Genomic DNA, 19912 nt, shown 5'->3' with positions numbered 1-19912 from the left:
CCGAGACTACGCGCCCGAAAGTGTGCGCGTCATGCGGTCCGGTGTCCGATGTTCAACGCGGAACGACCGTTGTCGACCTGAATGTCCCCACCGAAATGGGCCGGACCATTGACGCGCAAGCGCTTCGAACTTACGGTCCCGTTCGAAGTAACGAGCGGCATCCGAAATACCGAACGGCACTGGTCATCGATCGTAAGGGCAGGGCATGGGACGACCTGACCTGAACCGCAGGCAGCTTCTCGGCGGGCTCGGCGGACTCTTCGTCGCCGGCAGCTTCGGCTTCGCCGCGCTCGGCACCGGAGCCGATGCGCTCGCCTCCAGCGCCGACACACGCGTGCGCTACTGGAATCTCTTCAGCGGCGGCGACGGCGCCAACATGATCGCGATGCTGGACGCCTTCCGTAGGGCGAACCCCCGCATCGACGTGAAGGACTCCACGCTCCAGTGGGGCAACCCCTTCTACACCAAGCTCGCCATGGCGGCCGCGGGCAACCGCGCCCCCGACCTCGGCGTCATGCACCTGGGCCGGGTACCCGGCTTCTCGCCCGGCCGCCTCCTCGACCCCTGGGACGTCGGCCTGCTCGCCAAGTACGGCGTACGGGAGCAGGACTACAACCCCACCCTGTGGAAGCGCGGCGTCATCGACGGCAAGCTCTACGCCCTCCCGCTCGACATCCACGTCCAGCTCTGCTTCTACCGCAAGGACGTGCTGAAGAAGGCGGGGCTGCTCGGCGACGACGGCCGGATGATCCCGGTCACCTCCACCACCGAGTGGTTCGACGTCCTGAAGAAGGCCAAACAGGTCCAGAAGAAGGGCCTCCAGACCATCGGCCTGTGGACCAACGACCAGAACTTCCAGTGGTGGTTCTTCGTCGCCTTCTACACCCAGCTCGGCGGCACCTGGTTCGACGACGCCAACACCGAGGTCACCTTCGACACCGACAAGGCCACCCAGGTCCTGGAGTTCCTCCGCCGGCACGTCACCGACGGCTATGTCGTGCCCGGCGCCCCCACCGGCGAGCAGTTCATCAACGGAGCCCCCTTCACCTGGGAGGGCAACTGGTCGGTGCCGGTCTTCTCCGGCGCGAAACTCGACTACGGCGCCGCCCCGCTGCCGCCGGTCTTCGGCAGACAGGCCACGCACGCCGAGTCGCACGCCTTCGTCCTGCCCCACCAGTCCGGACGCGGCGGCGCCGCCAACGAGGGCGCGCACGAACTCGCCGCCTACGTCGTCAAGCACGCCCTCCAGTGGGCGGCCGGCGGCCACATCCCCGCGTACACGCCGACGCTCTCCACTGCCGCGTACAAGAAGCTCACCCCGCAGAACGAGTATGTGAGCGCCATGGACCACCAGGCCACCGAGCCGAAGGTGTGGTTCGCGGGCTCCACCGGCGTCCTCGCCCAGGACCTCGGCCCGGTCGTCGTCTCCTCGACCATGGGCTCCGCCAAGCCGGCCGCGGTCGCGCAGCGGATGAAGAACCGGCTCACCAGGCTCCTCGCCTCGAAGAACCCGATGGACGGCAGGACCGCCGCGCAGGGAGGTGCGGTCGCATGACGACCAGCGCTCAGACCGTCGTCGCACCGGCCCGGGCGACGACCGCCACCGCCGCCGCGACCGTCCGCCGCAAGCAGGGGTTCCAGCACGGGGGCTGGTTCGTCGCCCCGTTCCTGGTGCTCTTCGCGCTGTTCGTGATCTGGCCGCTGCTGCGTGGCCTCTACCTCAGCTTCACGGACGCCAACATCACGGGCGAGCAAGCGAGCTTCGTCGGCCTCGACAACTACCGCGAGGCACTGAAGGACTCGGCGATGTGGGACGCGCTCGGCCACAGCGCGTACTTCACGCTCCTCGTCGTCCCCTGCATCACCCTCCTCGCGTTCCTGCTCGCGATGCTCGCCCACAACATCGAGCGCGGGAAGTGGCTGTGGCGGCTGTGCTTCTTCACGCCGTTCCTGCTCCCGTCGACGGTCGCGGCCAACATGTGGCAGTGGCTGTTCACCCAGGGCATCGGCCTGTTCAACGAGACCTTCGGGCTCGACACGCCCTGGCTCACCGACAAGTCGTACGCCATGCTCGCCATCGTCATCACCACCCTGTGGTGGACGGTCGGCTTCAGCTTCCTGCTCTACCTCGCCGCCCTCCAGGGCATCCCCGCCCACCTGTACGAGGCCGCGAAGCTGGACGGCGCCAACGCCTGGCATCGCATGGTCCACATCACCCTGCCGATGCTGCGCAGCATCACCGGCCTGGTGATCGCGCTCCAGATCCTCGCCTCGCTCCAGCTGTTCGACCAGGCCGTCGTGATGATGGACTTCGGCCCCGGACCGGAGCTCAGCACGCGCTCCTTCGTCCAGTACACCCTCGAACAGGGCTTCACCAGCTACCGCGTGGGCTACGCCTCCGCGATGTCCATCATCTTCTTCGTGATCATCGCAGTCGTCGCCCTGGCGCGGATGTGGCTGCTGCGCAACCGAGCGGAGGGCACCCGATGAGCAGCACGCAGATACGGCTCGAGCCCCGCAGTCCCTGGACGCCCGGCCAGATCGTCCTGACCGTGCTCGGCGTCGCCGTCTCCGCCGTCTTCATGGCGCCGATCGCCGCGGCCCTGCTCACCTCGCTCAAGTCCGAGGCCGAGGCGGCCGAGATCCCGCCGCACTGGCTCCCGAAGGACTGGACGGGCCAGGCCTGGAAGGCCCTGTTCGAGACCGGCAACATCACCAACTGGTTCGTGAACTCCCTGGTCGTCTCCGTCTGCGTGACGTCCGTCGTGCTGCTGGTGAGTGCCCTCGCCGGCTACGGCTTCGCCCGCACCGAGTTCCGCGGCAAGAACGTCCTGATGGGCGTGGTCATGGCGGGTCTGATGGTCTCGCCCGCCGTCCTCGGCGTGCCGCTCTTCACCACGGTCCAGCAGATGGGGATGGTCGACACCTACTGGGGCATGATCCTGCCGCAGTGCGCGCCCGCCGCGATGGTCTACATCCTCTACAAGTTCTTCCAGGGCATCCCGCGCGAGCTGGAGGAGGCCGCGTTCATCGACGGCGCCGGACGCTGGCGGGTCTTCTTCACCATCGTCCTGCCGCTCTCCCGCCCCTCCCTCGCCGCGGTCGGCATCTTCACCTTCATCGCCTCCTGGAACAACTTCCTGTGGCCGTACATGGTGACCAACAACCCCGACCTGATGACCATGCCGAACGGCATCGCGACCGTCATGAACTCCTACGGCATCCAGTGGGCCCAGCTCATGGCCGGCGGCCTGATGGCGGGCCTGCCGCTGATCATCGTGTTCGTCTTCTTCCAGCGTCAGATCGTGGCGGGCGTCGCCCACACGGGATTGGCGGGACAGTGACCCTGCGCAGAACCCTCACGGCCGTGGCGGCGGCCCCGCTCCTGGCCCTGCTGCCCCCCACCGCACAGGCGGCGGAGACCTACCCCGACCCCCGCCCGATCACCGGCCAGGAGATCATCCACGACCCGACCGTCTCCCGTCTGAAGTCCGGCGGCTACGTCGCCTACTCCACCGGCGGCATCATCGGCGCCCGCCTGTCCGAGGACGGCAGGCACTGGACCGACGCCGGCAACGCCTTCGCCGAGCCGCCGGCCTGGTGGTACGAGTACAACGACAAGGCCGACCCCTGGGCGCCCGACCTCTCCCGGCGCGACGGCCGCTCCTGGCTCTACTACTCCGTCTCCTCCTGGGGCAGCAACCACTCCGCGATCGGCGTCGCCACGTCCCGCACCGGCCTGCCCGGCACCTGGACCGACCACGGCAAGGTCTTCACCTCGGAGACGACCGACACGTGGAACGCCATCGACCCGGCGATCATCCGCGCCGACGGCAGGCTGTGGATGTCCTTCGGCTCGTACTGGACCGGCATCCGGATGGTCGAGCTGAACCCGAGGACGGGCAAGGCGGTCCCCGGCGCCGAGGTCCACCACCTGGCGACCCGCCCCGACGCTCCCTACGCCGTCGAGGGCCCGTACATCCTCAAACACGGCCGCCACTACTACCTCTTCGCGTCCTACGACGCCTGCTGCCAGGGCGTGAACTCGACGTACAAGATCAAGGTCGGCAGGTCGCTGAAGGTCACCGGCCCGTACGTCGACAGCACGGGCAAGCCGATGCTGGAGGGCGGCGGCGACCTGGTCCTGGAGGGGCACGGCCGCTACATGGGCACGGGCGGCGAGTCGGTCTTCAGGGACCGGGGCAAGGATGTCCTCGCCTACCACTACTACGACGCAGCGGACGAAGGCACCCCCAAGCTGGGACTGAACACCCTGAGCTGGAACAAGAAGGGCTGGCCGAGCTTGCTTCAGGGGCGCTGGTCTGTGTCAATGTGCGGCTCCGCCGCGTGGGCGCGACAAGCCACGAATCACCTGCAGACGAAACCGAACCTCGAAAGGCAAGCATGCACACCGCCCGCTTCACCCTCGACCCCGCCTTCACCGTCGGCGAAGTAAACCCCCGCCTCTTCGGCAGCTTCGTGGAACACCTCGGCCGCTGCGTCTACACCGGCGTCTTCGAACCGGACCACCCCACCGCCGACGACAAGGGCCTGCGCCAGGACGTCCTGGATCTCGTCCGGGAACTCGGCGTCACCGCCGTCCGCTACCCCGGCGGCAACTTCGTCTCCGGCTACAAGTGGGAGGACTCCGTCGGCCCCGCCGAGGACCGACCCCGCCGCCTCGACCTCGCCTGGCACTCGACGGAGTCCAACCGCTTCGGCCTCTCCGAGTACATCGACTTCCTGCGCAAGATCGGCCCCCAGGCCGAGCCGATGATGGCCGTCAACCTCGGCACGCGGGGCGTCGCCGAGGCCCTGGAGCTCCAGGAGTACGCCAACCACACCGCGGGCACCGCCCTGTCCGACCTGCGCGTCTCGCACGGCGACAAGGACCCCTTCGGCATCCGCCTGTGGTGCCTCGGCAACGAGATGGACGGCCCCTGGCAGACCGGCCACAAGACGGCCGAGGAGTACGGCCGCCTCGCCGCGGAGACGGCCCGGGCCATGCGCCAGATGGACCCCGGCGTCGAACTCGTCGCCTGCGGCTCCTCCAGCCAGTCCATGCCGACCTTCGCGGAGTGGGAGGCGACGGTCCTGAAGGAGACGTACGACCTCGTCGACCACATCTCGCTGCACGCCTACTACTGGCCCGAGAACGGCGACCTCGACTCCTTCCTCGCCTCCGCCGTCGACATGGAGTCCTTCATCGAGAACGTCGTCGCGACCGCCGACCACGTGGGCGCCCGGCTCAAGTCGAAGAAGAAGATCAACCTCTCCTTCGACGAGTGGAACGTCTGGTACCTGCCCGAGTGGGAGGCCCGTGCCAAGACCTTCGAGCAGGACGACTGGCCCGAGGCCCCGCGCCTGCTGGAGGACAACTACAGCGTGATGGACGCGGTCGTCTTCGGCTCGCTCCTCATCGCCCTGCTCCGGCACGCCGACCGCGTCACGGTCGCCTGCCTCGCCCAGCTCGTCAACGTCATCGCGCCGATCATGACCGAGCCCGGCGGCCCGGCCTGGCGGCAGACCACGTTCTTCCCGTTCGCGCAGGCGTCGCGGTACGGCCGCGGCCAGGTCCTGGACGTCCGCGTGGACTCCCCGAAGCACGAGACGGAGAAGTACGGCGAGACCGACCTGCTGCACGCCACCGCCGTGCGCGCCGAGGACGGCACCGTCACCGTCTTCGCGGTCAACCGCAGCCGCACCGACGCCCTGCCGCTCGACGTCGCCCTGAACGGCCTCGACCTGACGCGGGTCGTCGAGCACAGCGCCCTCGCGGACGCCGACCCCGACGCCCGCAACACCCTCGACGACCCCGAGCGGGTCGCACCCCACCCGGTCGACGGCACGGCTCTGCGGGACGGCACGCTGAGCGCCGTCCTGGAGCCGCTGTCCTGGAACGTGATCCGGCTGGCGTGACGGCCCCGGTCGATCCGGTCAGACCGGCTTTACGGGCACCCCTCCGGCCGCGGCGCCCAGCAGCGTCAGCCGCACGTCCCCCGGCCCGGAGGGTGTGGTCCCGTCGGACAACACCGCCAACGCCAGTGTGTTGGCACCCCGTGTGCGCAGGATCCCGTTCGGCAGCACGAAGGTGTGCTGCGGCCCTACGTCGTTGATGTACTGGCCCATGTTCCAGCCGTTGAGGAAGATCTGGACCCGGTAGGCCCGGCCCGGGTCGTCGTCGAGGACGAGTCCGATCGAGGCGTCGACGCCCGGGTCGACGTCAAGCCGGAAGTCCGTCCGGTACCAGGTGACGCCCTGCCGCCGGTCGGCCCGGGGGAGTTCGGCGTCCTTCCAGTCCCCGTCGTCGTACTCCGGCAGGTGCCAGCCCTCGCGCTCCCCGTGCAGCCCGCCGGTGTTCATCGGCCCACGCACGGGGTCGGGCGTGGCGGTGCCTTGGATCCGCCACGTGACCTCGGGGGAGGCGCCCTCGAAGGTGACCGCGGTCAGGCCGCGCGCGGCCTTGTGCGTGTCGAGCGCCCTGCCGTCCATGTCGTGCTGCATCCGCCGCACGAGCACGGACAGCACATGCCGTTGCCGTTCCGTCTCCGGGCGCTCCTCGCGGAACTTCTTCCGCAGTTCCTCCGGCAGCTCGAAGGTGGCCTTCGCGGTCCACGTCCCCTGCCGCGCCCGGTCCTTGCCGGGGACCGGCATCCGGTGCGTGCCCAGCGGTTCGCCGTCCAGCCAGGCCATCAGCAGGCCCTGGGTGCCGGTGCTGTAGGCGAGGGACACGGAGTCGATGCCGCTCGCGTCGGTCCACTCGCCCCGGTACCAGACGTCGCCGTAGTGGAAGCCGTAGTCGTCGGCGAACAGCACGGGCCCGCCGTCGGGCACGGGCGTCGTGCTGAAGGTCGTCTTCCTGTCGGCCGTCGTCCAGTCCGAGTCGTCGAAGTCCGGTTCGGCCTCCGGGTTCCCGGTCCGCCGCCGCCAGCCGTCCAGGGCGGGCAGGGCCGGCCGGGTCACGCCGGGCAGCGGGCGCAGCGCCAGCAGACTGCCGGAGGCGCTGATCCGGCAGGGGACCGGGCGCCCGTTCCAGGTGACATGGGTGATCCCGCGCGGCCCCCACACCTCCAGGCCGGTCGCCCCGGTGGTGTCGCCGGTGAGGTGGACGGTGGAGCCGCGCAGCTCGGCCGAGCGCAGCAGGGCGGGGCCGTAGACCAGGAGCGGGCCGGACGGGGTCTCGTAGGGCCACAACCGCAGGGCGGTGGCGTCGTCGGCGAACAGCACCAGCATCGGCGTGTCCACACCGTCGTCCTCGACCCGCACCCGGCTCAGCCCGCCGGCGCCGAGCGGAGCGGTGATGTTCAGCTTGCCGAGGTTCCAGGACCAGGCGGGCTCCGCGTCCAGCCGCATGGGCGTCGGCTCGTCCGCGCACTCCAGGACGACCTGGGCCATCTCGCCCCGCCGGCCCGCGAACACGGCGATGTCCTGCCGCCCGGCGGTCAGGCTCACCATGGGCTGCACGGTGGAGTGCACCAGCGTCCGCTTCCCGAGCCTCAGACCGGCGGCGATCAGTTTGGCGTCCCGGGCCGGGACGGTGACGGGCACGTCGATCCCGGCGTCCGGCAGCGTCGAGGAGACCGCCTCGTCGGAGTCGTTGCGCAGGACGTAGACGTGGGCGCCGGTGTCGGGGTTGGCCAGGTGGTAGACCTTGATCCGCTCGTCGCCGGCCCGCACCGCCTTCGCCCGGTTCAGCTTGGCGAGGTCGGGCACGGAACGCAGCAACTGCCCGATCTGGTGCATGGGGGCGAGCTTCGGGGTGGCGTTGCGGGCCTCGTCGAACGCGGCGCCGTAGTCGTACGAGGTGTAGACGGCCGGCGCGGGCAGCCAGCCCCAGGAGGTGCCGCCGTACGTCATGTAGACGTTGTGCAGCGTGATGCCGTTGGCGAGGTTGGTGAGGTAGAAGCGCCGCTCGTACGCCGCGTCCCGGGTCCGGCGCGCCTCGGCGTACCCCTTGCCGTCGAACCAGGATCCGCCCCACGGGTCGAACCAGCCCCCGCCGAACTCGGGCACGAAGGCGGGCGTCCGCGGACTGGCCGTCGCCCCGCCCTTCGCGCCGCCGCTCCCGAAGAGCCCCCAGTCGGGCGGCACCCGGTCCGGCTCGGGATACCCGTCGAAGCCGTACAGCCAGCGCTCCTTCTCGCCGCCGGTGCCGAACGACCCCGGGGCCCAGTACCCGTTGCGCCCCTTGTCGTTGTGGAACAGCGGTACGTCGATGCCGTCGGCGCGGACCTTCTCGTACAGGTACGACATGTAGGCGCGTCCGGACGGCTCGTCGGTGTGCGCGTCGTACTCGTTCTCGATCTGGTAGAGCAGGACCGTGCCCGTGCCCCGTGTGAACAGGCGCCCCGCGACGATGGCGTTGACGGCGGTCAGCCACTCGTCGACATAGCGCAGATACGTCGGGTCGGACGTCCGGGCCCGGCCCTCGGTGGCGGTCAGCCAGCCCGGGAAGCCGCCCGCGTCGACCTCCGCGTTGATGTACGGCCCGGGCCGAAGGATCACGTACATCCCCGTCTCGGCGGCGGTCCGCAGGAACAGGTCGAGGTCGCGCACGCCGGTGAAGTCGTACCGGCCGGGCGCGGGGGAGTGGTAGTTCCAGGCGACGTACACGCTGACGGCGTTGTAGCCGTGGGCGCGCATCTTCTCCAGCACGTCCCGCCACAGCGACGGGCTCGGCAGCCGGAAGGGGTGCATCTCGCCCGACCAGAGCACCAGGCGGCGGCCGTCGACCAGCAGCGAGTAGTGGTCGAAGCCGATCTCGTGCCGTCTGCCGTCCGCGCTCGGGACCGGTGGGGGCGGGCCAGTGGGCGCGGTGCGTGCCGGATGGGCGGAGGTCGGCGACCCACTGCCGGTCAGCGCGAAGCCGAGCGCCGCCGTGCCGGCCAGAGCGTGGAAGGTACGCCTGCTGAGCTCCAAGGGAGCGCCTCCTGTTGTGCCTTGCGGTGCGTGGTGCGTGGTGCGTGATGCGTGGTGCTCGAGGGGTGTGGTGCGCGGTGTGTGTGCTCAATGTCTACAGGGTGACGGCGACAATGGTCCTATGAGGATCTCGGCACGTGCGGACTACGCGGTACGAGCGGTCGTGGAGCTGGCCGTCCGGCAGGGGGAGGGGCCGGTCAAGGCGGAGGCCGTCGCCACCGCGCAGGACATCCCCCACAAGTTCCTGGAGGGGATCCTCGGCGATCTGCGCCGCGGCGGTGTCGTGGACAGCCGGCGCGGCGGGGGCGGCGGCTACCGGCTGGCCCGGGAGGCCTCGGAGATCACGGTCGCGGACGTGATCCGGGCCGTGGACGGGCCGATCGTCTCGGTGCGCGGCGAGCGGCCGACCGGCCTCGCCTACTCCGGCACGGCCGAGCCGCTGCTGCCGCTGTGGATCGCGCTGCGGGCCAATGTGCGCAGGATCCTGGAGGGCGTGACGGTCGCCGACCTCGCGGCCGGAGCGCTGCCGGAGCCGGTGGAGCGGCTGGCGGCGGAACCGGCGGCCTGGGAGAACCCCTGAGGGGCGGCGGCCGTGGGCGGCGCTGTGCGTGATCCTCATTCCGTCCTCGGGATGTCCTCGGTCTGACGCACTGGTGCAACGCACCCTATGTGCCTGCCGGTACCCCAGTGAATTCCCGCCAGTGTGAATGGCCGGACAGCGACCTGGCCGACCCCTGCGGCCCTGCGTACGATGCGACCGCTCCCGCCCTTCACATCCCCTTCATGGAATGGTCACAGGCCGGGGGCGCATGCGCTGTCACTTTGACATGCCCATGCCCTGTCTGCGCTCACGCATCGATCCACCCCCCACGAACGGATGGGAGAACCATGGCCGGTGGCCTGCTCCTGAGCGGCGCGATCGCCGCGCTGCTCACCAGCGCACTTCCCGCATCATCCCCGTCCTCCGGGTTCGACGACCCGCCCCCGGACAAGATCATCATCAAGGTCGCCACGGTGAACGGCTCCGGCTGCCCGCAGGGCACGGCAGCGGTCGCCGTCTCCGAGGACAACACGGCGTTCACGGTGACCTACAGCGACTACCTCGCCCAGGCCGGCGGGAACTCCGACCCGACCGCGTTCCGCCGGAACTGCCAGCTCAGCCTGGTCGTCCACGTCCCCGGCGGCTTCACCTACGCCATCGCGAGCGCGGACTACCGCGGCTTCGCCTCCCTCCAGCGCGGCGCGAGCGCCTCGCAGCGGGCCTCGTACTACTTCCAGGGCTCGCCCAGCACGGTGTACAAGAACCACCCCTTCAGCGGCCCCCTCAACGACAACTGGCAGGCCACCGACGAGACGGACTGGGCCCAACTGGTCTACGCGCCCTGCGGAGTCCAGCGCAACTTCAACATCAACACCGAACTCCGGGTCAACGCCGGCACCCAGTCGGCGGACAAGGTCAGCTTCATGACGATGGACTCCACGGACGGGGACATCAGCACGGTGTACCACCTGGCGTGGAAGGAGTGCCCGAAGAAGTCGTGACGGTGTGAACGGGGGCGGCCTCACCGGGCGTGTGGTCCGGTGGGCCGCCCTTCGTGATCCTGCGCGTCGTCCGGCCGGTGGCCGACGCCGGCCGCCGCCGTACCGAGAAGGACGTACGCGGCGAGGGCCGGAACCGGTAGGTGCCCGCCGGCGCGGTCGATGTCGTCGGTGAAGTATCCGGAGAGCATCACCCAGACCAACCCGCCGACGAGCACGAGCAGGGTGTTGCCGCTCTCCCGCATCACCAGCATGCCGGCCCACAGCAGCAGCGGCATGAGCGCCCAGGAAGCGGCCGTGGTGAGCAGGAACTCGAAGGCGCCGGCCCACGTGTCGTCCTCGCTCGCGGCCGCGCTTTCGCGTGCCCCCGCGAAGCCGGCGTACATGAGGGAGTGGCAGGCGGCGGTGGAGACGGCGACGGTGACGGCGCCTTTGACGAATCGTACGTACCGCATGGCAGGGGCGTCCTCGTTCTCGAGCCGCGGCGGTGGCCGCCACGAAGGCCTCCGGGTTGTCCAGCATGATGTTGTGGCCGCAGTCGGGGACAGTGACGACGGACACCCCTACCTCGGTGAGGGCGTCGGCGCCCGGGAGCGGGCCGTCCGCCGCGGGGAGCAGGAGGGTGCGGGGAATCTTCAGGTCCAGCAGGAGCTCGCGCATGGTCGGGGTCGTGCCGCGGGTGAGGTGGAACGCGCTGCGGTGCAGAGCCTCACGGCCGGCCAGGCGCATCGTGGACCACCAGTGGGAGCCGACCCGGTCGCGGACCTCCTCCCAGCCGCCGCCCGTGACGAACTCCGCCTCGGAGTAGGCGGCGATGCCGCTGCTGCCCGAGGAACCCGGGGCGCGCGGGATCGGGTCCAGCTTCGCGTCGACCAGGACCAGGCGCTGCGCACGGTCTGCTCTCCTGCGGTCGCGACGATGGGAGACACGAGAGTAGCCACCGGGGTTGGATGAGCCATGGAGTTTTTCTGCTATCACCGCGACCGGCCCGGCTCCCTGCCGCTGCGTGAGGAGTTGGGGGAGGCGCACTGGGCCTACATGGACCGGTACGAGGCGGAGTTGATCGCCCGCGGGCCGACCTTCGCCCAGGACGGGGAGACCCCCACCGGCAGCGTCCACATCGTCGACCTGCCGGATGCCGCCGCCGCCCGGGCGTTCGCCTTCGACGAGCCCAACTACCAGGCCGGGGCGTACCGGGACGTGCTGGTGCGGCGGTGGCGCAATCTGCTGGGGCGGACCATGTGGGAGTTTCCCGGTGGGCGGACGGACGGGAGACGGTACCTCGTGATCGGGTTCGGCTCGGGGGACGGTGTCGACCTCGATCCGCCGGGTGCTCTGCGGGACGAACTGATCGCGTACGGGCCGCTGCTGTCGGACGACGGTGCCGTGTGGGTGGGTACGGCGGCACTGGTGCGGGCTGCGGATGCGGAGGCGGCGCGTGCGGTGCTGACCTCGGAGCGGTACGCCGCGGTCGAGGTGCACGACTGGGAGTTCGGCGGGCGACGGTGAGGAGTGCGCCGCGAGTGGCGGACGAGAACTGACGGGGGAGGATCGGGCGGTGATCTTGTCAGGGAGGATGTCGGGCCGGCCATGACTCATGAGGCGCAGGGGCACGTCCGTCCGTGTCCCTGCCGCTCATAGGCTGTGTTGATCACCGTGGAGAGGAGAGAATCTCGTCCGGGCGGGTCGTACTTGAGGTGGCGCAGTGGCAGGGGTCGGGGGCTGCGACCGCCGGCCGGTTGCGCAGTGGGGCTGCCCGGCTTGCCGAGCTGATGCCCGAAGGCCGGCGGTACGCGGTCGCGCTCGACAGCGGCGTCGGGAACTCGCGGGGCGGCGTACGGAACGCCGACGTACTGGAGCGGCACCTGCGAGCAGTGCGCGAGGCACTGGCCGAGATTCCGCCGGGTGACACAGTCGTGACCGTCGGCGGCGACTGCGGAGTCGATCTCGCCCCCGTCGAAACCGCGCTCTCCGTGTTCGGGGACCGGCTGGCGCTGGTGTGGTTCGACGCTCACGCAGACCTCAACACACCGGAGTCGTCGCCCTCCGGGGCCTTCCACGGCATGGTGCTGCGCGCGCTCATCGGCGACGGACCGGAGGGCCTGCGACCCGCGCGGAGCCTGTCGGCCGACCGCGTGGTGCTGGCGGGGGCCCGGTCCCTGGACCCGGGAGAGCGGGACCTCGTCGAGCGCCGCGGCATCCGGCACGTCGGCGTCGAGCAGCTGGCCGAACCGGGTCCGCTCCTGGCCGCGGTGCGCGCGACCGGCGCCGAGGCGGTCTACGTCCACATCGACCTCGACGTCCTCGACCCGCGGGTCTTCCCAGCCGTCGGCACACCGGAACCCGGAGGTCTCGACATCGACGACCTGCTGGGAGCGGTGCGGGCACTGACGGGGGAGTTCACGCTCGCCGGCATCGCGCTGACCGAGTACGAGCGGGGGGAAGACACCGGTCAGGAGGAAGCCGCACTGCGGCGGATCGTCGACGGGCTGTTCGGGACCGCCCGGGGCTGAGCAGCGAATTGGGCGCCTCCGGCAGTTACTCGGCGGCGTGCGTGAGGAAGGCGGACCAGGCGGTGGGGGAGAGGCGGAGCTGGGGGCCCTGCCTGTTCTTCGAGTCTCGGATGTGGATGGTGTCGGGGTAAGCGGTTACGGCCATTTCGACGCAATCGCCGTCGCCACTGCTGCTGTAGCTGGACTTGAACCAGGCCAGTTCGACGGTGCTCATAGGTTTCCTCGCATCCGCTGCAACAGGCTCGAGGAGTCTTCGAGGGAGAGAGCCTGCGAACGCATCCTGGCATACCGCCTGTGAAGCACGCTGATCTCTTTCGGGTCAGAGATGAACTGACCTCCGCGCTGGCCTTCGTTGTAGGCGAGCCACCGGTTTTCGGGTGTTTCCAGCAACTGCATGGGACCGGCCAACCCTGCGTGTGCCCCTTGCGTCATCGGCATGATCTGGACCTCGACGTTCCGCAGCTCCGCGATCTCCTGCAGATGATCGACGAGCTCACGGGTGACTCCACCCCCACCTAGGCATCGCAGGAACAGGTGCTCCTCCAGGATGAAGCTGAACGCGGTGTTCGGTCGCCCCTTCAGCAGCTTCTGCCGCTCGGCCCGAGCGGCCCACCGTTCCTCGATCTGTCCGTCGTCCAGCGGCGGCAACTGATTGGCGAAGAGCGCTCGCGCGTATGCCTCCGTCTGCAACAAGCCAGGAATCATGCGGCACTCGTAGGTGTACAACGTGATCGCCGTCTGCTCCAGCGCAGCCCACCGCCGAAACCAAGCCGCCAACCCCGGCTGCCGCTCCAAACACCCCGCAGCCTTCCGCAACGCCCCCGTCCTGCCGAACACCTCCTCCGCCCGCTCCACGAACACCGGATCCGGCATCCGCCTGCCCAACTCCACAGAAGCCACCGTGTGCTTGGAGAACCGCACCAGCTCGCCGAACTCCTCCCGGCTCAGCCCCGCGTGCTCGCGCAAGCCCTGGACCACCGCCCCGAACGTCCGCAAGCTGTCCGACGACTCCGGCTCGCCGCCCGTTCCCGCCCCCATCACGCCATCGACCACCGTCGATCACCTCCCGGAGGGATCGTCACGGGTAGTCACCGGTACTGTCCAGTCCGTCACCGTGTACGCTGCCGCAGCGTACGCGGCGGCAGCCTGGAGAATCGCCCGTCTCAGCCGCCAGATTGGGCGCATGACGCCACAGTCCATCTTCCGGAACCCGGTCACCGTACGTTGCGATCGTGGCCGAGTTGGCGGCCAACGCCGTGACGCACGGGCGCGTTCCGGGCCGGGACTTCGAACTGCGGCTGGCGATCGTCACGGGCAGCGTCCGGGTGGAGGTCACCGACACCCGCAGTGGGCCGCCGTATCCGCCCGCTCCGGGTGCCGTACGCCCGCCCCGGCCCTTCGACGAGCACGGCCGGGGGTTCGTCCTGGTCGACGCGCTCGCCGACCGCTGGGAGGTGCTCGACCGCGAGCCGCCCGGCAAGACCGTGCGTGCGGAGATCCGGCTGCCGGAATGGATTTCGGGAGCTGGTTCTCGAAATGCCAGGCGGCTTACCGGTGTTGGCGATGTCATGACTGACAGACCGACGCCCCGCCTCCTGTCCGACGCAGCCCTCTCCGACCTGCTCGCCGCCCAGCAGTTCGGCACGCTCGCCACCGTCAAGCGCAGTGGCCACCCCCACCTGACCACCATGGTGTACAGCTGGGACGCCGAGTCCCGCACGGTGCGGTTCTCGACGACGGCCGACCGCGTCAAGCTCAAGCATCTGCGCCGCGATCCGCGTGCCGCGCTGCATGTGCAGGGCGGGGACGTCTGGTCGTTCGCCGTCGCCGAGGGCGAGGCCGAGATCTCCGAGGTCACGACGGTTCCCGGCGACACGGTCGGCCGGGAGCTGCTCGCGATGATCCCGGCGGGCGCCGAACCGGAGGACGAGGACGCCTTCCTCCGGCAACTCGTCGACGAGCGGCGCGTCGTCATCCGGCTGAAGGTGGACCGGCTGTACGGGACCGCGCTCGACATCGAGGGATAGGGCTGCGGTCGCTGGGCGACTTCCTCACGGCCCTGCCCGCGGAGGCGACCGCCCTCGGCATCGGTATCGGGATGCCGTTCTACGGGCGGACCGGCGGCAGCGCGCCCCTCCTCTTCGGCCTGGCGTGCGGCGACCGGCTGTCGATCGGCTGCTTCGCCCCGGACGGCGTCGACGCGGCCTCGCTCGGCTGGGGCACCGTCGCCGAGCACCCGGGTTCGGCCTCGGTCTGGCGCGACGACGATCCGGTGTGGCGCGTGGACGCGGGAGGCTCCGGCGAACCCGAGGGCCGTGCCCTCGCGGAGATGCTCGTGGCGACGGCCCGGGCGGCGGGGTGAGCGAGCCGGCGGGTCTGATCGCCGGCGGCGAGGGCGAGTACGTGGACGGCTACCACGTCAGGTACTACGGGCTGTGACTCCCGATCGGCTGACACTTCCGCGTCTCGGCCGAGCTTCCGTGGTCCGCGCAGCTGTTGCTGCGCGGACCATTGACGCGCAAGGGGTTCGATTCTACGGTCCGTTCGAACTTGCGATCGCTGTTCGGGATATCGAGCAGCTTTTCACCCCCACCGCAAGGAGAGGACCCGCATGAGCCGCAGTCCCCGCACCCTCCGCAGGCGAACCGCCCTGTTCGCCCTCCCCGCCGCCGCGCTCCTGGCGCTGATTCCGGGTACGGCATCCGCATATCCCGACCCGGGCCGGGTCACCGGTGACGTCATCACGCACGACCCGTCGATGATCCGCACCTCGTCCGGGCAGTACCTGCTCTACGCCACCGGCGGCGGCATCGCCAACAAGACCTCCGGCGACCGCACCGCCTTCCGCAACGGCAGCGACGCCTTCTCCAGCCGGCCGAGCTGGTGGCGGAACTACTCCTCCGTGCCGGAGGCCTGGGCGCCGGACATCTCGTACCACGGCGGCAAGTACCTGATGTACTACTCCGTCTCGAAGTTCGGCTCGAACACCTCCGCCATCGGCCTCGCGACCTCCGGCACCGGCCAGCCGGGCAGCTGGACCGACCAGGGCACCGTCTACACGTCGAACTCCGCCAGCGACTTCAACGCCATCGACCCGAACCTCTTCGTGAACGACGACGGCAAGTGGTGGCTGTCCTTCGGCAGTTGGTGGACCGGGATCAAGATGATCCAGATCAACCCGTCCACCGGGAAGCAGCTGTCCTCCAACACCACCCGCTACTCGCTCGCCTCCCGCCCCACCGGGACCAAGGCCGTGGAAGCACCCTTCATCGTCAAGCGGAACGGTTACTACTACCTCTTCGCCTCGTACGACACCTGCTGCAACGGGACGAGTTCGACGTACAAGGTCAAGGTCGGCCGCGCCTCCAGCATCACCGGGCCGTACGTCGACAAGAACGGCGTCTCGATGATGAACAACGGCGGCACCCCCGTCCTGGAGTCGCACGGCAGCGTCATCGGCCCAGGCGGCCAGTCGATCCTGAAGGACGCCGACGGCGACCTGATCGTCTACCACTACTACGACGGCAATGACAACGGCACGCCCAAGCTGGGCGTCAACCTCCTGAACTGGAGCAGCGGATGGCCCGTCGCCTACTGACCCTGCTGGCGGCCCTGCTGCTCGCGCTGAGCCTCGGCCAGCCCTCCGCGAGCGCCGCCTCGTTCGCCAATCCGGTCAAGTCCGTCAAGGGCGCCGACCCCTGGATCTCGTACCACGACGGCAACTACTACCTGGTGACGACCAGTTGGACCGACGTCATCACCATCCGCAAGTCCACCACCCTCGCCGGGCTCTCCACCGCCCCCAGCGTCCAGGTGTGGAAGGGCGACGCCGCCTCCCGCTGCTGCAACATCTGGGCGCCGGAGCTGCACTTCCTCAACGGCCGCTGGTACCTGTACTACGTCGCCGGGCAGAACGTGTCCGACTACAACCCGACGCAGCGCAGCCATGTGCTGGAGAGCGCGGGGTCCGACCCAATGGGGCCGTACACCTACAAGGGGCAGCTCAGCAACGTATGGATGCTCGACCCGAGCGTGCTGAACGTGGGTGGCCGGCTGTACATGCTCGGCAGTGCGATCACCGGCGGCACACAGAACCTCGTCATCGCCCCGATGTCCAACCCGTACACCGTCAGCGGCTCCTACTCGACGATCTCGACACCGACGTACGCCTGGGAGCGGCAGGGCGGCACGGTCAACGAGGGCGCGGAGATACTGCAGCGGGGCGGCCGGACCTTCCTCATCTACTCGGCCAGCGGCTGCTGGACACCCGACTACAAGCTCGGGCAACTGGAGCTCACCGGCTCCGACCCGCTGTCCGCCTCCTCCTGGACCAAGAAGTCCACGCCCGTCTTCCAGCGCAGTGACGCCAACGGGGTGTACGGGCCCGGCCACAACGGCTTCTTCACCTCACCCGACGGCCGCGAGAACTGGATCGTCTACCACGCCAACGACGCCGCCTCCGAGGGCTGCGACAACGGCCGTACGACCCGGGCGCAGAAGTTCACCTGGAACTCCGACGGCACGCCGAACTTCGGTACCCCCGTGCGGCTGGGCGCCTCGCTCCCCGGGCCTTCCGGCGAACCGGCCTCCGCCTCGACGACCTACACCGTCACCAACCGCAACAGTGGCAAGTGCCTGGAAGTGGCCGGGAGTTCCTCGGCTGACGGCGCCAATGTCCAGCAGTACGGCTGCACCGGGGGCGCCAACCAGCGCTGGCGCCTCGAGGACCTCGGCGACGACACCCACCGCCTGGTGAACGTCGCCACCGGCAAGGTCCTCGACACCGCCGACTGCTCGACGGCCGACGGCGCCGACCTGCGCCAGTGGTCCTGGCTGAACAACACCTGTCAGCGCTTCCGTTTCGTGGCCACGGACGATGGCTTCGTCCGCATCGCCAACCAGGCCACGGGCAAGGTGGCCGATGTCGCCGGCTGCTCCACGGCGGACAGCGCCGACGTACGCCAGTGGACATGGCTCAACAACAACTGCCAGCAGTGGAGACTGACGGCGGTGTAGTCCGCCCAGGGGCGCGGGGAACTGCGCGACACGCCACGACGGACCCCGCGCCCGCCCGGTCACAGAACCAGCCTACGGCGAGAAGGTCGCTATCCGGCCTGCCCCATCCCCGCCGCGTTGGGCCAGCTCTGCGCGGCGGGCCACCCCGTGGCCGGCGCCGGCGTCAGCCCGTTCGTACCCCGCACCTGCGCGGCCGTCAGGCCCCCACGGGCCGGGACACCGGGCGGCGTGGGCCCGGTGAACGGGACGGCCATGGGCGATGGCGCGGGCATGGGCGCCGGAGCGGGGACCGGTGCCGGGACCTGGGCCGCGGGCGCCAGCGGCGGGGCCGGGGCGGCCACCGGCTGGGGAGCGGGCTGCGGGACCGACTGCGGCATCTGGGGCTGCGGCACCGACTGCGGCATCTGCGTCTGGGGCATCTGCGGCTGGGGCACCTGCGCCGCAGCCGGCATCGGCATCCCACCACCCGCACCCGCCGGTACGGCGGACGCGGCGGCGGGGAGCGGCATGCCGATGCCGGTGGCCGGAGCGGGAGCCGGGGCGGCGGCCGCCGCGGCGGGAGCGAACCCCACCCCACCCGTACTCGCGGCCGCCGGGGTGGCGGCGAGCCCCGGCCCTCCGGCCCCCGCGGCGGCAGCCGGCGCCGCGGCCATCCCCATCGCCTGCGCCGCGAGCCCCCGCATGCCCGACCCGTTCGTCTCGCTCACCAGACGGTCCACGGCCGCCGTACCCGAGCTGTAGCTGGTCCCGTTGCCCAGCTCGGGTACGGCGGCTCCCCTCCTGGACGTCCCGTAGAGCACCTGTTCCAGGCCGGACACCAGGCGACGCACGTCCACCTGGGGGCGCACCACGAGACGCAGGAAGCGACTGGACGAACCGATCTTGTTGCCGCACTCGCGGACCAGGATCCGGTGCTCGGTGAGCATCCGGTCCCGGACCACGGTGCCCTCGGCGCCCACGGGGAGGCGCACGAAGAGGAAGTTGCCCTGCGACGGGTAGACCGTCAGCCCGGGCAGGGAAGAGAGCTGGCCGGCCATGTCGAGGCGGTCGCGGCGCACCTGCTGCAGGCTCTGCGCGTACTCGGCGCCGTGCTCCTTCAGCATGAAGACGACGTGCTCGGCGAAGGAGTTGAGGTTCCACTTGGGGAGCATCGCGCGGACCCGGCCCGCGAGCGCGGGGTTGGCGACGAGGTAGCCGAAGCGGATGCCGTGCAGGCCGAAGTTCTTGCCGAGGCTGCGCAGCACGATGACGTTGGGCCGCAGCATCGCCTCCTGCACGACGGACGGCTCGGCCTCGGCGTCCGCGAACTCCAGGAACGACTCGTCGACGACGATCAGGTCGAGATCGGCCATGGCGTCCATGAACTGCACGATGGCGTGCTTGTGCAGGAAGCCGCCGTCGGGGTTGTTCGGGTTGCAGATCACCGCGACGCGCGTGCCGCGGGCCCGGATGAACTCGGCGTACTGGGCGAGGTCGAGTGCGAAGCCGCTGGACTCCTGGAGCGGGAACATGTCGACCCGCTTGCCGGTCTCCATGGGCTGGTCGGTCCAGCGGCCGAAGGTGGGGACGGGGACGGCGAGGGATTCGCGCACCAGCAGGTGGTCGATCCAGGTGATGAGCTCGGTCGAGCCGTTGCCCATGGCCACGCACTGCGGGGGCAGCTGGAGCAGACTGCACAGCTCGGCCGTGATCGTGTCGGCGCTGCTCGGGTAGTAGGTGATGATGTCGCGCAGCCGGCCCGCCATGTCCTCGAACATGGCCGGGGTCGGGAAGTACGGGTTGCAGGGGATACAGAAGTCCACGGGGCCGGCTCCCTCGCCGCCCTCGCGTGTCAGAGCCGCCATCGACGGGCTGTGTGCCGCGGTACTGCGGAACAGCGACGTGACGTTGTCGGCCATGGAACCTCCGTGTGAGGCGGGCCCGTT

Annotated in this window: 18 protein-coding genes and 2 pseudogenes; 14 read left to right on the top strand and 6 right to left on the bottom strand. The window is 70.0% G+C overall.

Features of this window, described 5'->3' with window-relative positions; all coding sequences use genetic code 11:
* Positions 1-205: 205 nt before the first annotated feature.
* The 5 genes from ACIRDU_RS03540 to ACIRDU_RS03520 are packed head-to-tail and all read left to right on the top strand — an operon-like array spanning position 206 to position 5919.
* On the top strand, positions 206-1555 hold the full coding sequence (locus tag ACIRDU_RS03540) for an extracellular solute-binding protein (RefSeq protein WP_403573821.1): 1350 nt from the start codon (positions 206-208) through the stop codon (positions 1553-1555).
* Positions 1552-2490: a carbohydrate ABC transporter permease gene (locus tag ACIRDU_RS03535; RefSeq protein ID WP_403573818.1), complete on the top strand. Its 939-nt coding sequence runs from the start codon at positions 1552-1554 to the stop codon at positions 2488-2490. Before ACIRDU_RS03540 ends, ACIRDU_RS03535 begins: the two co-directional genes overlap by 4 nt.
* Complete coding sequence (locus tag ACIRDU_RS03530) at positions 2487-3344, top strand: carbohydrate ABC transporter permease (protein ID WP_403573815.1); 858 nt, start codon at positions 2487-2489, stop codon at positions 3342-3344. Before ACIRDU_RS03535 ends, ACIRDU_RS03530 begins: the two co-directional genes overlap by 4 nt.
* On the top strand, positions 3341-4456 hold the full coding sequence (locus tag ACIRDU_RS03525) for an arabinan endo-1,5-alpha-L-arabinosidase (RefSeq protein WP_403573812.1): 1116 nt from the start codon (positions 3341-3343) through the stop codon (positions 4454-4456). Before ACIRDU_RS03530 ends, ACIRDU_RS03525 begins: the two co-directional genes overlap by 4 nt.
* On the top strand, positions 4405-5919 hold the full coding sequence (locus ACIRDU_RS03520) for an alpha-N-arabinofuranosidase (RefSeq protein ID WP_403573809.1): 1515 nt from the start codon (positions 4405-4407) through the stop codon (positions 5917-5919). The genes ACIRDU_RS03525 and ACIRDU_RS03520 overlap by 52 nt, the downstream gene beginning before the upstream one ends.
* Positions 5920-5937: 18 nt before the next feature.
* On the opposite strand, the gene ACIRDU_RS03515 is transcribed toward ACIRDU_RS03520, so the two are convergent.
* On the bottom strand, positions 5938-8919 hold the full coding sequence (locus ACIRDU_RS03515; RefSeq protein WP_403573806.1) for a beta-galactosidase: 2982 nt from the start codon (positions 8917-8919) through the stop codon (positions 5938-5940).
* 121 nt (positions 8920-9040) lie between these two features.
* Here ACIRDU_RS03515 and ACIRDU_RS03510 point away from each other — a divergent pair, with 121 nt between their 5' ends.
* Entirely contained in the window at positions 9041-9499 is a 459-nt protein-coding gene (locus ACIRDU_RS03510) for an RrF2 family transcriptional regulator (protein ID WP_387842491.1), read from the top strand.
* Between the two features lie 308 nt (positions 9500-9807).
* On the top strand, positions 9808-10461 hold the full coding sequence (locus ACIRDU_RS03505; RefSeq protein ID WP_403573804.1) for a DUF4360 domain-containing protein: 654 nt from the start codon (positions 9808-9810) through the stop codon (positions 10459-10461).
* A gap of 20 nt (positions 10462-10481) precedes the next feature.
* Here the strand turns inward: ACIRDU_RS03505 and ACIRDU_RS03500 are convergent, their stop codons facing one another.
* On the bottom strand, positions 10482-10913 hold the full coding sequence (locus ACIRDU_RS03500) for a hypothetical protein (protein ID WP_403573801.1): 432 nt from the start codon (positions 10911-10913) through the stop codon (positions 10482-10484).
* 22 nt (positions 10914-10935) lie between these two features.
* Positions 10936-11346: pseudogene (locus tag ACIRDU_RS03495) on the bottom strand (alpha/beta hydrolase); the annotation flags it as partial.
* 69 nt (positions 11347-11415) lie between these two features.
* On the opposite strand from ACIRDU_RS03495, the gene ACIRDU_RS03490 reads away from it, so the two are divergent.
* On the top strand, positions 11416-11967 hold the full coding sequence (locus ACIRDU_RS03490) for a YciI family protein (protein ID WP_403573799.1): 552 nt from the start codon (positions 11416-11418) through the stop codon (positions 11965-11967).
* 230 nt (positions 11968-12197) lie between these two features.
* Positions 12198-12971, top strand: a complete 774-nt coding sequence (locus tag ACIRDU_RS03485) for an arginase family protein (protein WP_403573796.1) — start codon at positions 12198-12200, stop codon at positions 12969-12971.
* Between the two features lie 25 nt (positions 12972-12996).
* Here the strand turns inward: ACIRDU_RS03485 and ACIRDU_RS03480 are convergent, their stop codons facing one another.
* Positions 12997-13185 carry a DUF397 domain-containing protein gene (locus tag ACIRDU_RS03480; protein WP_403573793.1) on the bottom strand — a complete coding sequence of 63 codons (189 nt, stop codon included), beginning with the start codon at positions 13183-13185 and terminating at the stop codon, positions 12997-12999.
* Positions 13182-14009, bottom strand: coding sequence for a Scr1 family TA system antitoxin-like transcriptional regulator (locus tag ACIRDU_RS03475; protein WP_403575127.1), 828 nt, complete (start codon positions 14007-14009; stop codon positions 13182-13184). Before ACIRDU_RS03475 ends, ACIRDU_RS03480 begins: the two co-directional genes overlap by 4 nt.
* A gap of 191 nt (positions 14010-14200) precedes the next feature.
* Here ACIRDU_RS03475 and ACIRDU_RS03470 point away from each other — a divergent pair.
* The 5 genes and pseudogenes from ACIRDU_RS03470 to ACIRDU_RS03450 all read left to right on the top strand — a co-directional run.
* Positions 14201-14491: pseudogene (locus tag ACIRDU_RS03470) on the top strand (ATP-binding protein); the annotation flags it as partial.
* A 48-nt stretch (positions 14492-14539) separates the two neighbouring features.
* Positions 14540-14998, top strand: a complete 459-nt coding sequence (locus tag ACIRDU_RS03465; protein ID WP_403575124.1) for a PPOX class F420-dependent oxidoreductase — start codon at positions 14540-14542, stop codon at positions 14996-14998.
* Between the two features lie 71 nt (positions 14999-15069).
* Positions 15070-15333, top strand: coding sequence for a hypothetical protein (locus tag ACIRDU_RS03460; RefSeq protein WP_403573791.1), 264 nt, complete (start codon positions 15070-15072; stop codon positions 15331-15333).
* A gap of 249 nt (positions 15334-15582) precedes the next feature.
* Positions 15583-16569 carry an arabinan endo-1,5-alpha-L-arabinosidase gene (locus tag ACIRDU_RS03455; RefSeq protein WP_403573788.1) on the top strand — a complete coding sequence of 329 codons (987 nt, stop codon included), beginning with the start codon at positions 15583-15585 and terminating at the stop codon, positions 16567-16569.
* Complete coding sequence (locus tag ACIRDU_RS03450) at positions 16551-17987, top strand: family 43 glycosylhydrolase (protein ID WP_403573785.1); 1437 nt, start codon at positions 16551-16553, stop codon at positions 17985-17987. Before ACIRDU_RS03455 ends, ACIRDU_RS03450 begins: the two co-directional genes overlap by 19 nt.
* A gap of 89 nt (positions 17988-18076) precedes the next feature.
* On the opposite strand, the gene ACIRDU_RS03445 is transcribed toward ACIRDU_RS03450, so the two are convergent.
* Positions 18077-19885, bottom strand: coding sequence for a pyridoxal phosphate-dependent aminotransferase (locus tag ACIRDU_RS03445; RefSeq protein WP_403573782.1), 1809 nt, complete (start codon positions 19883-19885; stop codon positions 18077-18079).
* Positions 19886-19912 lie beyond the last annotated feature (27 nt).

The sequence above is a fragment of the Streptomyces sp. NPDC093598 genome, from assembly GCF_044764825.1.
Lineage (GTDB): Bacteria > Actinomycetota > Actinomycetes > Streptomycetales > Streptomycetaceae > Streptomyces.
This window is presented reverse-complemented; position numbering and strand designations above follow the sequence as displayed.

Bases quoted from the DNA above. Each gene is read 5' to 3' on its own strand.
- ACIRDU_RS03480 (WP_403573793.1), bottom strand. From the start codon at position 13,185: ATGAGCACCGTCGAACTGGCCTGGTTCAAGTCCAGCTACAGCAGCAGT.
- ACIRDU_RS03450 (WP_403573785.1), top strand. From the start codon at position 16,551: ATGGCCCGTCGCCTACTGACCCTGCTGGCGGCCCTGCTGCTCGCGCTG.
- ACIRDU_RS03505 (WP_403573804.1), top strand. From the start codon at position 9,808: ATGGCCGGTGGCCTGCTCCTGAGCGGCGCGATCGCCGCGCTGCTCACC.
- ACIRDU_RS03475 (WP_403575127.1), bottom strand. From the start codon at position 14,009: ATGGGGGCGGGAACGGGCGGCGAGCCGGAGTCGTCGGACAGCTTGCGG.
- ACIRDU_RS03540 (WP_403573821.1), top strand. From the start codon at position 206: ATGGGACGACCTGACCTGAACCGCAGGCAGCTTCTCGGCGGGCTCGGC.
- ACIRDU_RS03445 (WP_403573782.1), bottom strand. From the start codon at position 19,885: ATGGCCGACAACGTCACGTCGCTGTTCCGCAGTACCGCGGCACACAGC.
- ACIRDU_RS03465 (WP_403575124.1), top strand. From the start codon at position 14,540: ATGACTGACAGACCGACGCCCCGCCTCCTGTCCGACGCAGCCCTCTCC.
- ACIRDU_RS03520 (WP_403573809.1), top strand. From the start codon at position 4,405: ATGCACACCGCCCGCTTCACCCTCGACCCCGCCTTCACCGTCGGCGAA.
- ACIRDU_RS03535 (WP_403573818.1), top strand. From the start codon at position 1,552: ATGACGACCAGCGCTCAGACCGTCGTCGCACCGGCCCGGGCGACGACC.
- ACIRDU_RS03455 (WP_403573788.1), top strand. From the start codon at position 15,583: ATGAGCCGCAGTCCCCGCACCCTCCGCAGGCGAACCGCCCTGTTCGCC.
- ACIRDU_RS03530 (WP_403573815.1), top strand. From the start codon at position 2,487: ATGAGCAGCACGCAGATACGGCTCGAGCCCCGCAGTCCCTGGACGCCC.
- ACIRDU_RS03510 (WP_387842491.1), top strand. From the start codon at position 9,041: ATGAGGATCTCGGCACGTGCGGACTACGCGGTACGAGCGGTCGTGGAG.
- ACIRDU_RS03460 (WP_403573791.1), top strand. From the start codon at position 15,070: ATGCCGTTCTACGGGCGGACCGGCGGCAGCGCGCCCCTCCTCTTCGGC.
- ACIRDU_RS03490 (WP_403573799.1), top strand. From the start codon at position 11,416: ATGGAGTTTTTCTGCTATCACCGCGACCGGCCCGGCTCCCTGCCGCTG.
- ACIRDU_RS03500 (WP_403573801.1), bottom strand. From the start codon at position 10,913: ATGCGGTACGTACGATTCGTCAAAGGCGCCGTCACCGTCGCCGTCTCC.